This window comes from Streptacidiphilus sp. MAP12-16, assembly GCF_041262165.1.
Classification (GTDB): domain Bacteria; phylum Actinomycetota; class Actinomycetes; order Streptomycetales; family Streptomycetaceae; genus Streptacidiphilus.
Map to the genome: position 1 here is coordinate 99565 of NZ_JBGCBY010000018.1, position 14889 is coordinate 114453.

Consider the following 14889-nt stretch of genomic DNA (forward strand, 5'->3'; position numbering starts at 1 on the left):
CTAGATCTTCAGCACCCTCCTAGTAGTCGGTGCGGTCGGCGAACGCCGTCCAGGTGTCGAAGGGGCGGCCTTGGCGCTGGTGGCGCAGCCGGGTGACGGGCATGGACCAGGTGGAGCGCGGCCGTTCCAGCAGTTCGTAGAACTCCAGGTCGTCGAAGCCGGCCTGGGCGGCGTCGTGCCGGTCGGCCGCGAAGACCACGCGTTCGACGCGGGCCCACAGCGCGGCGGTCAGGCACATGGGGCACGGTTCGCACGAGGAGACCAGGAGCGCGCCGTCCAGCCGGAAGTCGGCGATGGTGCGGCAGGCCACGCGGATGGCCATGACTTCGGCGTGGGCGGTCGGGTCGTGCGAGACGGTGACGCGGTTGCCGCTGCTGCCCAGGACCTCGCCGTCGCGCACGATGACCGCGCCGAAAGGGCCGCCGCCCGCGCCGACGTTGCTCACGGCCAGGTCCAGGGCCAGTTCCATCCAGGCTTCTTCCCCGGTGGTCGTGGCGGTGCGGGCGGCGCGGAGCCGCTGGGTGACGGACATGGGCTGGCCCTTCGGGTTCGGTGTGGGGGGTGGTTCTCGTCGGTTGGGATGTGCCCGGCGCCCCGGGCGGGTGGGGCGTTGGGGCGTTCAGCCGGACTTGGCTCCGGGCAGGTCGTCCTGCTGCAACTCCTCGGCGAACGACTGCCACACGTCCGCGTAGCCGTGCACCAGTTCCGACATCGGCCCCTTGCAGTGCAGCGGCACCACTGCGGCGATCTTGTGCCGGTCGCGGACCACGACGGCGCAGGCGTCGAGCATCCGCAGGACCAGGCGCCCGGTCTCGCTGAACCGCAGCGACGGGTCGCGCCGCAGCGAGTCGAAGATCGCCAGTAGTTCGGCGGGCGACTTCGCGCCTGCGCTGCGGCGCGGCGCGGCGCGTTGCGGCTTGGGCTCGACGGCCTTGAGGCCCAACTGCTGGGCGGGGACCGGGTCGTCGCCGCGGCGGATACGGTCGCGCACGTCGGCCACGGTGGCCGGGGAGATGCCGGCCTGCTGGCCGATCTGCCGCAGGGACGCCTGGGGGTCCTGCCGGATCAGCTCGCCGGCCAGGGCGCGGGCGCGGGCGGAGTTGAGCGGCCTGGCCCGGCCGTCGCGCCCGATCCGGCGGCCGCACTCGGTGGTGTCGTCGCCGGTGCGGCGGCGTATCTGCGAGACCTTCTTCGCCGACAGTCCGGCGATGGCCGCCACCGCCCGGTCCGACCATGCCGGGTGGGAGGCGAAGATGCGCTCGGCGGCGGCCGTGCGGTCCTGCAGTGACAGCGGGAGCCCCTGGGCGACGTTCATCGCCACCGCGAGGAGGAAGGCGTCCTGTTCGTCGCCGTCGAAGAACCGCGCCTGGATGTGGTCCTGGCCCCTGAGTGCGGCTGCGCGCAGCCGGTGTGCGCCGTCGACGACCTGCATGGTCGCGCGGTGCACCAGGATCGGCGGGAGTACTGCTTCGCACTGGGCGAGCGAGCGTGCGTAGTCCAGGTCCTCGCCGGCCACGCGCGGCGTGTAGGCCACCGCCAGTGCCGCGAGGGGAACCAGTTCGACCGGGCAGTCTCGAATTCCCTTGTCCCGCAACGCGATCAGGTAGTCCGAGCTGTCGCCGGCGCTGGGGTCCGCTCGCTGACTGGTGTTCATTGCGACTCCTCTGGGCACGGTCGGCATGGCTCTGGCACGGTCGGCATGGCGATGAACCACTCGCTGAGAAGCTGTCGTCCGGATTACCGGGCCCCGGTCACGGTCCCCAGGTCAGGTCGTTGGGGGTCGCGGACGCCACCGGCTGGACGGTGGTGGCAGCGCGCTGGACCGCGGTGGCGCGGTGGTGGATCGGCGCGGAGGTGTGGGTGCCGAGCGCGGCCGGGGTGAGCAGCAGCAGGCCGGCGGCGAGAAGGGAAAGGGGGAGTATCTTGGCGGCGGGCACGGCGGACAATGAATCGTTCCCCTATGAGGATTGAGGTGTCCGGAGAATCCCCGGAAGTGGCTCCGGGATGGTTTTCCGACCTATTGGCTGGTCGTTCTCCGGTTGGTGTGGCATTCACTGTGCCCACCGCCTCAGGCGGCGGGAAGGGCCGTGGCCTGGACGGATCCTGCAGTGGCATATTGCGTCCAGCGTGCGCTACGGCGGGCCCGGCTCGCCGGTGTCGGTGCGGCCCAGGAGCTGCTCGTAGTAGGCGACGGGCAGGACGGCGTTGCAGGTGAGCAGGCGGAATCCGCGCAGTTCGCGGCTGCGCAGGGCGCGTCGGCACAGGAGGGCCGCGGCGTCCTCGGCCGCCTCCAGGGTGGTGCCGAGCAGGAACAGTCCCAGGACGGGGCCGGGTGCGGGTGCGGCGCTGGGGTGCAGTACGACGTGTTCGAGTCGGTCCGCGGAGCGTGCGCAGCGCAGTATGACTTCGGGGGTATCTGCAGGCAGCTCCTCGTTGCTCTCCGACACCAGCTGAGCGTGGATGAGATACATGCATCAATGGTGGTTCCGCACCAATCCCAGGCATAGGTCTGCAATGTGGACCTTTTATGCCATTGCAGAAAGCGTCCTCGGTGATCCGGCTCCGCGGGCGGGCGCGGGCGGGCGGATCACCGGGTTTCCTGCGCGCTTTCTGTGATTCCAGGGCGAGCCGGTCGGGCATAAGATAATATCGGCAGTTGTCGACTGGCGAAGGCGTGTGATGCTGGAAGCTCTGGGACTCGATCCGTTGTCGGAGCAGTTGTACCGCTCGATGCTGGCGCATCCGAGTGAGGGCGTGGCGGAACTATCGGTTCGCCTCGCAAGAGCCGAGACGGAGATCCTTGAGGCACTGGCCCGGCTCAGCAAGCTGTCGCTGATCCGCCCCTCGGAGCAGGACGGCAGTGGATTCCATCCGGTCGCGCCCGAAATCGCCATGGAGCTGCTGCTGACCCGCCAGCGGGCCCGGCTGGCTGCGGAGCAGTCGAAGGTGGAGGCCTCGCGGGCAGCGGCAGCCCAGCTCATCGCGGAGTATTCGACGCTTCGGCCCCAGCGCGGCGACCCGGACTCCGAGCGGCTGGTCGGCGTCGAGGCGATCCGCGAGCGGCTGGCGCGCCTGGGGCAGGACACGCAGTGCGAGGTCATGACGTTCGCGCCCGGCGGCGCGCATCCCGCCTCGGACCTGCAGGCCAGCCGGGGTCCCAACGCGGCGCTGCTGGAGCGGGGGGTGCGCATGCGCACGGTCTACCTGGACAGCGTGCGCAACCACCAGCCGACGCTGGAGCACGTGGGCTGGCTCAGCGCCCGGGGCGGGGAGGTGCGGACCACCGCGAGTCTGCCCACCCGGCTGATCATCATCGACCGCCGGCAGGCGCTGCTGCCCGCCCAGCTGGGCGATGCCCGTGAGGGGGCGGTGCTGCTGTGGGGCGAGGGGACGATCGCGGCGTTGTGCGCCCTGTTCGAGTCGGTGTGGTCGGACGCCACCCCGTTCGGCACCAAGCCGGCGCCGGACGCCCGGGGGCTGCCGCGTCAGGAGGCGGAGGTGCTGCGGCTGCTGGCCCTGGGACTGACCGACGAGGCCATCGCCAACAAGCTCGGGGTCTCGCCCAGGACGGCCCGGCGCATCGCCGCCGAGCTGCTGGAGCGGCTGGAGGCGCGCAGCCGCTTCGAGGCCGGGGTCCATGCCGTCCAGGACGGCTGGCTGCCCCCGACGCGGTAGGCGCCGGGGCCGGGGGTCACCGCCCGCCGGCCGGCGGGGTCCGCGGCGCGGGCGGCCGCTTCCAGGGCGGGAGCAGGATCGGGTCGGAACCGGTCATCAGCGTGTTCCTTTCTGCGCCGGGTCGGGCGGGGGGTTGGGGGTTGGGGGTTGCGGGTTTTGGGTTGCGGACGGTCGCCGGGGTCACGCGGCGACCGGCTCCTTCCTGGTTCCGAGCCGCTCGAAGGCCTCGTCCACGCTGTCGGCGACCTGGATCAGGCGGCGTTCGCCGACGGACAGGAAGCCCTCGCCGACCAGGTGGTCGAGCATGTCGAGCATGGGGTCGAAGAACCCCCGGCAGTTGACGACGACCAGGGGCTTGGCGATCAGGGCGAGCTGGTTCCACGTGGCCACCTCCATCAGCTCGTCCAGGGTGCCGATGCCGCCGGGCAGGATGGCGAACCCCGAGGACAGCCGGTACATCAGGTCCTTGCGCTGGTGCATGGAGCGGACCACGAAGATCTCCCCGCGGGCCTGGTCGGCGCGTTCGCGCTCGTGCAGGCTGTGCGGGATGACCCCGGTGACCCGGCCGCCGCCGGCCAGCACCGCGTCGGCCAGCGCGCCCATCACCCCGATCCCGCCGGCGCCGTAGACCAGCCCCACCCCGCGTCGGGCGAGCGCCGCGCCGAACTCGGTCGCGAACTGGATGTACTCCGGGCGGACGCCCGCGCGGGCTCCGCAGAACACGCCGATGCGGTCGCGTTCCTCGATGGTCGGGTGCATGGCTTTCCTCACTGACGATTGGGGTCCGGGAACTGCGAGGGGGCGCACGGGCGCGGGGCCCGGGTGCCGGCGATGCGAAGCGCGGTGCGCAGGAGCACCTGGGCGCCGGCGGCCAGGTCCTCGGGCTTGGTGTCCTCCTCGGGGACGTGGCTGAGTCCGCCGATGCTCGGAACGAAGATCATCCCGATGGGTGCGATGTCGGCGACCACCTGGGCGTCGTGCCCGGCCCCGCTCGGCAGCACCTGGTGGGGCAGGCCCAGTTCCTGCGCGCTTGCCTCGATGGCGGTGCGCAGCGCGGCGGCGGCGGGCACCGGCCGGGACCGGGTGCGGGCCACGACGTCGATGGCGGTGCCGGTCTGTTCGGCGATCTGCCGCAGCGCGTCGCGGAAGGCGTCCTCGGCGTGCTGCATGCGTGCGGCGTCGGTGTCGCGCAGGTCCGCGGTCAGCCGCACGCAGTCGGCGATGGTGTTGGGCGAGTTGGGGTGCACGTCCAGCTGTCCCACGGTGGTCACCCGGCAGATCCCCTGCTCGCGGGAGATGCTCTCGGCGGCCAGCGCCACCCGGGCGGCCGCCGCGACCGCGTCGCGCCGCCCGTCCATCGGGGTGGTCCCCGCGTGCCCGGCGACCCCGCGGACCTCCACGGTCAGCACCGCGCGGCCGGTGATCACGTCCACGATCCCGATCGGGGTCGCGCTGCGCTCCAGGACCGGGCCCTGTTCGACGTGCAGTTCCAGGTAGGCCGCCACCGAGCCGGCCGGCCACACGGCGCTGCCCAGGGCCCCCAGGTCGCCGCCGGCCAGCGAGAGGGGCTCGCGCAGCGGCCGCCCGTGGTGGTCCAGCGGTTCCAGGGGCAGGTCGGCGAGCCGTCCGGCGAGGACCATGGAGCCCCAGAACGGCTGCGGGAACAGGGCCCCCTCCTCGTTGGCGAAGGCGACCGCGACCGGTTCGTGCCGCGGGTCCAGGCCGGACTCGGCGACCACCTGCACGACCTCCAGCGCGGCCAGCACGCCGTAGGCGCCGTCGAGCCGGCCCGCCTGGACCACCGTGTCCAGGTGGGAGCCCATCAGCAGGACCTTGCGGTGCCCGGCGCCCGGCGCCCGGCGGCGGCGGATCAGGATGTTCCCGGCGGCGTCCACCGAGGGGACCAGGCCGGCCGCGGCGGCCTGGTCCATCAGGTAGGACCGGGCCTGGCGGTCGGCCGCGCTGAAGCCCTCGCGGGTGATGCCGCCGGTGGCGCCGCGGCCGATCCAGGCGAGTTCCTCGATGCGCCGGATCAGCCGGTCGGTGTTGACCGCCAGGTCCAGCGGCAGGTCCAGCGACAGGTCCAGCGGCAGGTCCGGCGACGCGGTGCCGTGCTGGACGACGGTAGAGCTCATGGGTCCTCCCCAACCTTCTTCGATGGCACCAAGGAGCCGGTGACCGTGGCCGGTCGTCTCACAGGTGGCGGCCCCACCACTCCAAGATCGCCTCGAAGCGCGCCACCCGGTGGCTGGGCAGCCCGGAGCGCGACATGTCGTGGCCCTCGCCGGGGAACAGCAGCATCTCGACGGGCACCCCGCGGGTCTTGAGCTCCACGAACATCCGCTGGGCCTGCTCGGGGGGGCAGTGGCCGTCCTCCTCGGACTGGATGATCATCATGGGGGTCTCGATCTGGTCCACGTAGGTGAGCGGGCTCATCTCCGCCCAACGCTCGCGGTCCGGGCCGTACAGGGCGGTGGCGACGGCCACCCCGGCGTCGCTGCAGGCCGCGTAGCTGTCGATGGCGTACAGCCCGCGCTCGCCGATCGCGGCGCCGAACCGCTTGCCGTGGTGGGCGAGCATCCACGCGGCCATGTAGCCGCCGAAGGAGCCGCCCATCACCCCGACCCGGTCGGCATCCAGGTCGGGGGCCTCCAGCGCGGTGTCCAGGAGCGCCAGCAGGTCGGGGGCGGACCTGCGCGGCAGGTCGTCGTTGACGTAGCTGCCGTGCGCCTGCCCGTAGCCGGCACAGCCGCGGGGGTTGCCCAGCACCACCGCATAGCCCGCGCTCGCGTACACCTGTGCCTCGTCGAACGCGGCCGGCCCGGTCAGGGTGTAGCCGAACTGGGTGAACGGGCCGCCCTTGATCTGCAGCAGTACCGGGTGCGGCCCCTGCCCCGCCGGGCGCACCACCCAGCCCTGCAGCGGGTAGCCGTCCGGTGCCACGGCGGTGAACTCCTGCATCGGCAGCAGCTCTGCGCGTTCGGCCAGTTGGCGGCCGAAGGAGGTCAGGGTCCGTTCGGTGCCCGCGCGCAGCGCCACCAGGTCGCCGGCGCTTCCCGCGGTGGACACGACGGCGGCGATCGTGGTGCCGTGCGGTCCCGCGGCGACCGCGTACCCGTTGACCTGCCGGGCTCCGGTGAGCACCGGCTGCGGGGTGCCGCCGTCGTGGGGCACCAGGACCAGGTTCACCTCGCCGCGGTGGTCGTTGGCGAAGTACACGCCCTCGGCGGCCGGCACGATGGTCTGGCTGGCGAAGCTGAGGTGGTAGCTGTCGTCGGTGAGCAGGCGGGGGCGGGCCGAGCCGTCGGCGGGCACGGTCCACAGCCCGTAGCTGCTGGTCGCGCTGGGGTGGTTGTGGGCGTCCAGCGGGGCGCCGACGAAGTACACGCCGGCGCCGTCGGGGGAAAAGCGCGGGGTGAACTGGTACATCCCGCCGTCGGTCAGGGCGCGCAGGCCGGTTCCGTCCGGGGCGCACAGCCAGATGTCGTTCCTGGAGTCGTCACCCCAGGTCTGGTGCCGGGCGGAGATGAAGGCCAGCAGCCGGCCGTCCGGGCTCCAGGCCACGTCGCCGTGGTCGTGGTTGCCGCTGGTGACCTGGGTGGGTGCCGGGTCCTGGGCGAAGGGGTCGGTGACGAAGATGTGGCGCGGGCGGTCGAGGGTGTAGCCGAACCCGTCCATGCGGTGGTGCAGCTTGGTGATCCGCCGGGGCCGCTCGTTGCGCGGCGCGCCCTGGTACCGGCCCGCTTCGGGCACCCGTGCGGTGTAGGCGATCCGGCGCGAGTCCGGGCTCCAGACCGGCTGCCCGGTGCCCAGCGGGTGGTCGGTGACGGCGCGCGGTTCGCCGCCGTGCAGGGGCAGCAGGTGCAGCTGCGCCGGGCCGCCTGGGCCCGGGCGCTGGAAGGCCAGCCAGTTCCCGTCGGGCGAGAAGGCAGGGGCGCCGTCGTGCGGGCCCTGGGTCAGGCGGCGCGGCGGGGTGTCCCCACTGGTCTCTGCCAGCCACAGCTCGCTGCTGTAGTCGTCGGCCTTCAGGTCGGGGCGGGTCACGGCCACGACGGCGTACCGGCCGTCCGGCGACAGTGTGGGCAGTCCGAGAACCGGGAGCAGATCAATATCGGTGGGAAGCATGAAAGCGAATTTATTTGCGGGGCATTGGCGTGTCAATGGAAAGCGGATTGGGCGGATGAATTGCGCCCGTCCGGGCCTGCGGCCGCTATCCGCCCGGGCCCGGGAAAGCGGAATCATTCGCGTGCGCGGGCGCACCGGTTTTATGCGTGCACCGGTTTGTCCGTGCGCCGGTTTTGTCCGTGCGCCGGTTTCCCCGTATCCGGGGAATGCCTGGTGCCCGACAGTCCGCCGACTGCCGGGTTCGTGTTCGCCGCGGAATGCGTTCGGCGGCCGTCCGGATTTCACGGGCAGCATTCACCGCCGGCGGCCAGGCCCCGGCCCGGGTGGAAGCTGCGGCGCCACCTGGCCGGGACCGGCACCGCGGCGCCGGGCCCGGTGGCGGCGCAGTGCAGCGCCGCGCCGGGGCCGCCCGACGGGTAGCGGCCCGGGAGGCACTCCTCCAGCAGCAGGCCTCGCGGGGGTGCGTTCAGCCGGTAGCCGCGCACGGTCGTGGCCGGGTCCTCGCGCATGCTCTGCCTCCTGGGTCTGCCGGCCGGTCCCCCGGCCGGGCGTCGGTGCCGGGCGTGGGTGCCGGGTGTCGCTGCCGGGCGTCGGTGCCGGGCGTCGCTGCCGGGTGTCCGGATCGCGGCAGCGGTCCTCACACCAGGGCGAACCGTGCCTGCGGGGCGATGTACAGGCGGTCGCCCTGGTGCACGTCGAAGGCCTGGTAGAACGCCTCGACGTTGCCCAGCACGCCGTTGCAGCGGAACTCCGCCGGCGCGTGCCGGTCGGTGGCCAGACGCTCCAGCATCCGCTCGGGGGTGCTCTTGGCCCGCCACATCGACGCCCAGTGCAGGAGGAACCGCTGCACCTGTTCGGTGCGCGCTGCCTCGCCCCGGCGCCGGGGCGCTCGGGGCCCGGCGGCCAGGTGGTCGGCGAAGGCGCCCTGCGCCACGGTCAGACCGGTGATGTCCGCGATGTTCTCGCCCACCGTGCGGGTGCCGCTGACGGTGTGACCGGGAAAACCCCGCGGCTCGTACCGGTCGCACTGGGCGACCAGCAGCGCGGTGCGGCGCGCGAATTCGGCGCGGTCCTGGGGCGCCCACCAGTCGCGCAGGCGGCCGCGTTCGTCGTAGCGCGACCCGCGGCTGTCGAACGCGTGCGACATCTCATGGCAGACGATCGACCCGAGCAGCGCGAAGTTGCGGGCCGGGTCCCCGTCGGGGGAGAAAATGGGGGGCTGCAGCAGGGCCGCGGGAATCACCACCTGGTTCAGCCCGTGCCGGTAGTACGCGGTGACGGCCTGCGGGGTGACCTTCCAGTCCGAACGGTCCACCGGGGTGCCGAGTTTGGCCAGTTCCCGCTCGATGTGCCGGGCCCGTCCGCGCTTCACATTGCCGATCAGGTCCGCGGGATCCACCCACGGGTCGGTGCGCGCCTCGGCGTTGCGGGGGAAGCCGATCTCGAAGACCATGCCGTCGAGCTTGCGCAGGGCCGCCGCGCGGGTGCTCTCCTGCATCCAGGTGGCCTGCTGCAGGCGTGTGCGGTAGCTGCGCACCAGGCGGTCCACCAGCCCCGCGGCTGCGTCCAGGGTCCCGGGGGCCAGGTGCTCGGTGAGGTAGCGCTCCCCCACCGCGTCGCCCAGGAAGGTCTCCACGAACGAGATGGCCCGCATCGGGCGCGGCCGCGGCCGGGTGAAGCCCTTCAGGGCCTGGGCGTAGAAGCTGAAGTTGTCCGCGAACACCTCGCGCGGGCCAAAGGGCACCATCTCGTGCACGTACCGCCAGGTCAGCCAGAGCTTGAGGGAGTCCAGGTCGTGCGCGTGCCACCAGGAGTCGAGGGCGGCCAGGAACGCCGGCTGCCGCACCCACACCGTCGCCTGGGGCCGCACCTGGCCCAGGCCCTGCAGCCAGGGCGCCCACGGGAAGCCGCCCTCGTGCGCGGCCAGGTCGGCCACCAGGGACGCCTGCGGCTTCGCCGACGCCGCTGCGGCGGGGGCCGCGGGGGTGTGCCCTGCTGCCAGGTCCGTCTCCAGGCGCAGGACCTCGGCCGCGGCGCGGGACGGGTCGGGCAGTCCTGCGTGGGCGAGCATCACGCGCACGTGCGCGGCGTACTGCTCGCGCAGCGCCCAGCTGTCGGCCCGCTGGTACTGGGCGGCCGCGGGCAGGCCCAGGCCCCCCTGGGACAGGATGAGCACGTACTGGCTCGCCTGCGCGGTGTCGGTGGACACCGCGAAGTCGACCGCGCCGCCCACGCCCTGCGCCTGGAGCCGGCCCAGGACCCGGGCCAGCTCCTGGCGGCCGGCCGCTGAGCGGACGCTGTCCAGATCGGCCTGGAACGCCGCCGCTCCCCGCTGCTCGATCCGGTCCTCGTCCATGAAGCTGGTGTACAGGTCCGCGATCTGACGCCCGGTGACATCGCCCGCGCTGCGCGGCCCGGTCACCGCGCGGTGCACCAGCGCGGCCACGTCGTCCTGCACCTTGTCGGCCAGCAGGGTCAGCATGCTGGCCTCGGCCCGGTGCGCCGGCAGGACGAACGCCTCGCTCCACCGGCCGTTCGCGAAGCGGTGGAAGTCGTCCTGCGGCCTCACCGCCAGATCCAGGTCCAGATCCAGGTCCGGGTCCAGAGCCGGGGCCAGGTCCGGGGCCAGGTCCGGGGCCGGGTCCAGGTCCGGGGCGGGGTGCTGGGGCAGCGCGCGGGGGGTCGGCGCGGCGTCGTGGGCCAGTGTCATCGTGGCGACCCGGCGCCGGCGGACCGGGCATCGAGGGCCGGCTCGGCGGACCTGCGCACGCCGTTGAAGAACACCAGCACCGCCAGCAGTGCGAAGGTTCCGGCGGCAAGGAACCCGTAGCGCGGCTCCATGAAGCTCAAGATCGCTCCTCCCACCACGAAGCCGATGGCCGGGCCGGTGTTGGACACGGCCCCCAGTGCGGCGAACGCCCGGCCGCGGTGGCTGTCGGGGACCCGCAGGTTGATCAGGATGTGGGTCACGGTGGCCTGGGCCCCGTTGCCGATCCCGCCGAGCACGTAGCAGGGAACGATCCACCACACGCCCGGGGCCAGGCCGGTGCCCAGGATTCCCAGCGCGATGCACACGAAGGAGCCGATGAGGATGGCCTCGTGGCTCAGCTTCTTCATCCGGCGCACCACCAGCCCGCCCGGGACCAGGCCCGCCATCCACGCGGACATCACCAGGCCGTAGACGCCTTCGGAGGCGTGGAAGGTCTCCCGGACGTAGAAGACGATCAGGACGTTGATGATGCACGCGCAGGCCATCACCGCGCCGCTGAGCACCAGGACCGAGCGCAGGAAGCGGTCGGACCTGACCTGGTAGTCCTGCACGGCCTGGTCGGCGGGACCCTGCGGGGCCCGGGCCGCGGCGCCGCGGCGGCTGTTCAACCGGGTCCGGATGGCCAGGCCGCCCAGGGCGACCGCGACGAAGCTCACTGCGTCGATCACCAGCGGGATCGTCACCCCGAAGTGACCGGTCAGGAACCCGGCGACGCCGGGGGCCGCCACCATGCCGGCCATGGCCGTGGTCTGCGAGATCGAGGAGGCACGCGGGACGTTCTCCTTGCCGACGATCGCGCTCGGCAGCCCGCCGAACACCGGATGGGTGAAGGCCAGGCCGGCCGAGAGCAGCACCGACAGGGCGATGAGCACCCCCGGGGAGGTCCACTGGGTCATCGCCAGGCACACCAGCGCCTGCAGCGTGGCCACCGTCACGATGAGCTTGCGGCTGTCGAACCGGTCCGCGACCTTGCCCGTCAGCGGGGAGAGCAGGACCGCCGGCACCGTCGCCGCCAGCAGCAGCGCCATCACCGCGTAGGAGCCGGCTCCGCCCGCCTGCAGCATCAGCGTGATCGCGGTGGCGGCCGCGATGTCGCCGGCGAACGACAACCCGCGCATGCCCGCCAGGATGTAGACGTCGCGCCAGGCCACGCCCGCCGGGGGATCCAGGCGGGCCGGGGCGGTCAGTGAAGCGGTATCGGCCATCAGGTCTCACGTCCTCTTCTCGTCAGCGACTTCAAGGACGCCGAGTCGGGCGAGTCCCTGCGCGGCGCGCAGGGAACGGGTTTCGGAAACTCCAGGGAAGAAGGTGGCGGCCGTCACCGCGGGACCGCTCTCCAGTGCCCGCAGCGCGGCTGCCACCGCGTCCGGTACCGCCAGCCGGTGGCCCTTGACGAACAGGCTGGTCCTGGCCCCGTCGCTGGCGCCGATCTGCACCGGGACCGCGCTGCGGCGCACTCCCGCGCCGGGGGCCAGGGTGTCCGCGGCCGAGAGCCGCTCGAACTCGCGCGGGCGCGCCGCTCCGCCGCGCACGCGTCCGGTCCCGGCCAGGCGCCGGGCCTCTGACGCCGGGTCGACGGCCGCCAGGCGGTCCTGCAGCAGCCGGAGCCGGGCGGCCAGCGCGGTGACCGCGGTGGGCTCCTGGTCGCCGTCCAGCGAGGGGAACCCGTGGAACGCCTCGTCGGCCACGATCGCGTCCACGGTCTCGCGCAGCAGGTCGCGCCACCGGCGCGGCTGGACCCCCACCGACAGGTGCAGCGACATCTCGCGGTTGGCCGCGGCCGCGTGCGGGGTGCCGTGGGGCACGTAGAGCACGTCACCGGGGGTGAGCGTGACCTCGATGACCGGCTCGCCCAGCTCTTCGAGGGTGTGTGACCCCTCGTCACCGGGCCGCACCTGCGGGGTGCCCCAGACCTTCCAGGTCTTGGTCCCGTTGACCTGCACGACGAACACGTCGATCGAGTCGTGGTGGGGGGCGAATCCGTCGTTGCCGGCGGGCGTCACGAACAGCACGACCTCGGTGGGGCAGGCGAACGCGTCCGCGAAGGGCTCGGTCAGCCGGCGGGTCGAGGGCAGAATGTGGTTCAGCGAGTTCCAGGTGACCGTTCCACCCGATCGGAACAGCTCGTACACCTTGTCCGCGCTGACCGCCTCCGCGAGCGCCGCCCCGCGTGCCACCGTGCGGGTGTAGGCGCTGCTCGGCACTCCCTTGCCGCCCTTGGTCACCCGCAGGTACGAGGTGGGGGCCACCTCCAGGGCGAGCAGGTCGTCCAGCTGCCCTACCGAGGGCAGATCGTGAAGGCGACCGGCCAGGGCGCCCTTGTGCAGGAGCGGCTTCTTGTTGAAGTGCTCCGCGAAGAACACGTCCCGGTCGCCGACGAAGTCCTCGAAGGAGTAGGTTTCCACCTTCTCTTGCCTCCACTAGTGGTGTGTGGCCCTGCCATGGGCCGGTCCTCCCGCCGCAGGACACCGTCCAAGGGCGGTCGTCCGAGGGCGCGTTGTCCCGAGGAGCGTTGTCCCAAGGGCGTTCGTCCGAGGGCGGGAGGGCCGGCCCGCCGGTCAGCCGGCCGCGGCCAGCTCGAACACGCCCAGCCGGGTGAGTCCCTGCGCGGCCTTGGTCGAGCGGACCGCGTCCACGCCCGGGAACACCTGCGAGGCCGCGATCGACATCCCCGAGCCCAGGGCCGCCAGCGTCTCGGCGACCGGCGAGGGAACCGCGATCTTGTGGCCGCTGACGGTCATCTGGGTGCGGCCGTCCACGTTCGGGCCGAACACCACGGGCGCGCTGGTGCGCCGCAGTTGCGCGTCCGGGCCCAGGCCGTCCATCCGCGCGACGGTCTGGAACGTGTTGCCCGACGAGCTGCCGTCCATGTGCCGGCCGCGTTCTGCCAGGCGGTCGAGCTCGGCCTCCGCGTCCACCGACTCCATCCGCGCCGCCAGGGCCAGGATCTTCTCCTTGAACAGCGACCCCACCGAGGAGTCGCGCAGTTCCCCGATGTGCGGGTACCCGGTGAACTCGGCGTCCTGGACCACCTCTTCGAAGGTCTGCTGCAGCAGGTCGCGCCACATGCGCGGACGCATCATGATCGACAGGTGCAGCGACGCCTGGCCCTCGGCGGTCGCCGCGTGCGGCGTGCCGTACGGCAGGTAGAGCACATCGCCGGGCTCCAGGGACACCTCGATGGCCGGCTCCCCCAGCCCCTCCAGGGTGTAGTGCCCGTTGTCGCCCAACCGCTGCGCCGGCGGGTTCCACAGCCGCCAGTGCTTGGTGCCCTCGAGCTGGACGATGAACAGGTCGACCGGATCGTGGTGGGGCGGGTAGCCCTTCTTGCCCGACGGCGTCAGGAAGGCGACGGAGTCGGTCCGGACCGCCATCTTGTCGCTGATGATCCGCGTGAAATCCCGCAGTTCAGGGACGATCTGGTTGAGCGAGCACCAGGTGACCGTGGCACCGGCGCGAAACAGCTCGTAGATTTTCTCCGGGTCGACCGCGTCCGTGACTGTGGCGCCCTGCACGACGACATTACGGGTGTACCCCATCTCGGGAACCCCGTCGCCCTTCAGGTTGACCTTGATGTAGGGCGGTCGGATGACCTCGAGATTGACCAGCTCATCCAGCCGGCGGAGGGAGAGAACCTCGCGCGGATCCCCCGGAAGAGCCTTCTTCCGCAGCATCGGCTTCTTGTCGAAGTACTCGGCGAAGAACGTCTTCTCGTCTCCCACCAGGCCCGCGAATGTGTATTCCGTCATGCCTGCCCCTCATTCATTCTCGTGTTTCCAGAACTTTGGAACGCTGGATTCGCTTGACATAGAGCCATGGACAGGACGGGGGCGCCGCGCGTGCCGTCAACCAACCGCGCGGCGCTCTTCGCATCGCCCGTGACCAGGAAAGCCCCACCTCGTACAGCGTCATCGCGAATCTATCAACGAGGCTGATGGGCTCACTGTTCGTCTACGGTGAAGGGGCGGCGTCGAGTGCAACGCCGCCCTTCACACTACGTCCTACACCTAATTACTGGATGTTGGTGTAGTACGAGGTCGCGAGCAGCTCGTCGGCACCCTCGATGAACTCGATGTCATCGAACTCAACAACAACGGTGGTGGTCTCCATGTCCTTCTCCTCTGCTTCGTTTCCAGCGAATCCTTTTGACCCGCTCGAACTGATGCAATCTTGTCCCGGCGGCAGATGGGCGTCAAGGATCAGTGGAGTCGGCGGCTCTTGTACGGTCCGCCGCGGCGTGTTTATCAGCGCACCTTCCGTCCGGAATTGAGGAGAACCGGTACGTGTGCGGTCTTCTTCGGCGTTCGCGGCGGCGGGCT

Annotated in this window: 13 protein-coding genes; 1 reads left to right on the top strand and 12 read right to left on the bottom strand. The window is 71.9% G+C overall.

Annotation, left to right across the window (positions count from 1 at the left end):
• Positions 1 to 19 precede the first annotated feature (19 nt).
• The 4 genes from ABIA33_RS23470 to ABIA33_RS23485 all read right to left on the bottom strand — a co-directional run bounded on the left by ABIA33_RS23470 (position 20) and on the right by ABIA33_RS23485 (position 2471).
• Positions 20 to 532 carry a nucleoside deaminase gene (locus ABIA33_RS23470; protein ID WP_370084354.1) on the bottom strand — a complete coding sequence of 171 codons (513 nt, stop codon included), beginning with the start codon at positions 530 to 532 and terminating at the stop codon, positions 20 to 22.
• 87 nt (positions 533 to 619) lie between these two features.
• A complete protein-coding gene (locus ABIA33_RS23475; protein WP_370084355.1) occupies positions 620 to 1654 on the bottom strand; it encodes a ParB N-terminal domain-containing protein in 1035 nt (344 codons plus the stop codon).
• 97 nt (positions 1655 to 1751) lie between these two features.
• Positions 1752 to 1937 (bottom strand): hypothetical protein, encoded by a 186-nt coding sequence (locus ABIA33_RS23480; RefSeq protein WP_370084356.1) that lies wholly within the window; start codon positions 1935 to 1937, stop codon positions 1752 to 1754.
• Between the two features lie 195 nt (positions 1938 to 2132).
• Positions 2133 to 2471 (bottom strand): hypothetical protein, encoded by a 339-nt coding sequence (locus ABIA33_RS23485; protein ID WP_370084357.1) that lies wholly within the window; start codon positions 2469 to 2471, stop codon positions 2133 to 2135.
• 208 nt (positions 2472 to 2679) lie between these two features.
• Here ABIA33_RS23485 and ABIA33_RS23490 point away from each other — a divergent pair, with 208 nt between their 5' ends.
• Complete coding sequence (locus tag ABIA33_RS23490) at positions 2680 to 3675, top strand: LuxR C-terminal-related transcriptional regulator (protein WP_370084358.1); 996 nt, start codon at positions 2680 to 2682, stop codon at positions 3673 to 3675.
• Positions 3676 to 3855: 180 nt separating this feature from the next.
• Here ABIA33_RS23490 and ABIA33_RS23495 read toward each other — a convergent pair whose 3' ends face one another.
• From ABIA33_RS23495 to ABIA33_RS23530, 8 genes are all read right to left on the bottom strand, one after another.
• Positions 3856 to 4434: a TIGR00730 family Rossman fold protein gene (locus tag ABIA33_RS23495; protein WP_370084359.1), complete on the bottom strand. Its 579-nt coding sequence runs from the start codon at positions 4432 to 4434 to the stop codon at positions 3856 to 3858.
• 8 nt (positions 4435 to 4442) lie between these two features.
• Positions 4443 to 5810, bottom strand: a complete 1368-nt coding sequence (locus tag ABIA33_RS23500) for a Zn-dependent hydrolase (protein WP_370084360.1) — start codon at positions 5808 to 5810, stop codon at positions 4443 to 4445.
• A 58-nt stretch (positions 5811 to 5868) separates the two neighbouring features.
• A complete protein-coding gene (locus tag ABIA33_RS23505; RefSeq protein WP_370084361.1) occupies positions 5869 to 7800 on the bottom strand; it encodes a prolyl oligopeptidase family serine peptidase in 1932 nt (643 codons plus the stop codon).
• A 281-nt stretch (positions 7801 to 8081) separates the two neighbouring features.
• Positions 8082 to 8309: a hypothetical protein gene (locus ABIA33_RS23510; protein WP_370084362.1), complete on the bottom strand. Its 228-nt coding sequence runs from the start codon at positions 8307 to 8309 to the stop codon at positions 8082 to 8084.
• Positions 8310 to 8437: 128 nt separating this feature from the next.
• Entirely contained in the window at positions 8438 to 10510 is a 2073-nt protein-coding gene (locus tag ABIA33_RS23515) for a M13-type metalloendopeptidase (RefSeq protein ID WP_370084363.1), read from the bottom strand.
• Positions 10507 to 11775, bottom strand: coding sequence for an MFS transporter (locus ABIA33_RS23520; RefSeq protein ID WP_370084364.1), 1269 nt, complete (start codon positions 11773 to 11775; stop codon positions 10507 to 10509). Before ABIA33_RS23520 ends, ABIA33_RS23515 begins: the two co-directional genes overlap by 4 nt.
• A gap of 6 nt (positions 11776 to 11781) precedes the next feature.
• Positions 11782 to 12975, bottom strand: a complete 1194-nt coding sequence (locus ABIA33_RS23525) for a cupin domain-containing protein (protein ID WP_370084365.1) — start codon at positions 12973 to 12975, stop codon at positions 11782 to 11784.
• 153 nt (positions 12976 to 13128) lie between these two features.
• Positions 13129 to 14319: a cupin domain-containing protein gene (locus ABIA33_RS23530; protein WP_370084366.1), complete on the bottom strand. Its 1191-nt coding sequence runs from the start codon at positions 14317 to 14319 to the stop codon at positions 13129 to 13131.
• Positions 14320 to 14889: the final 570 nt, after the last annotated feature.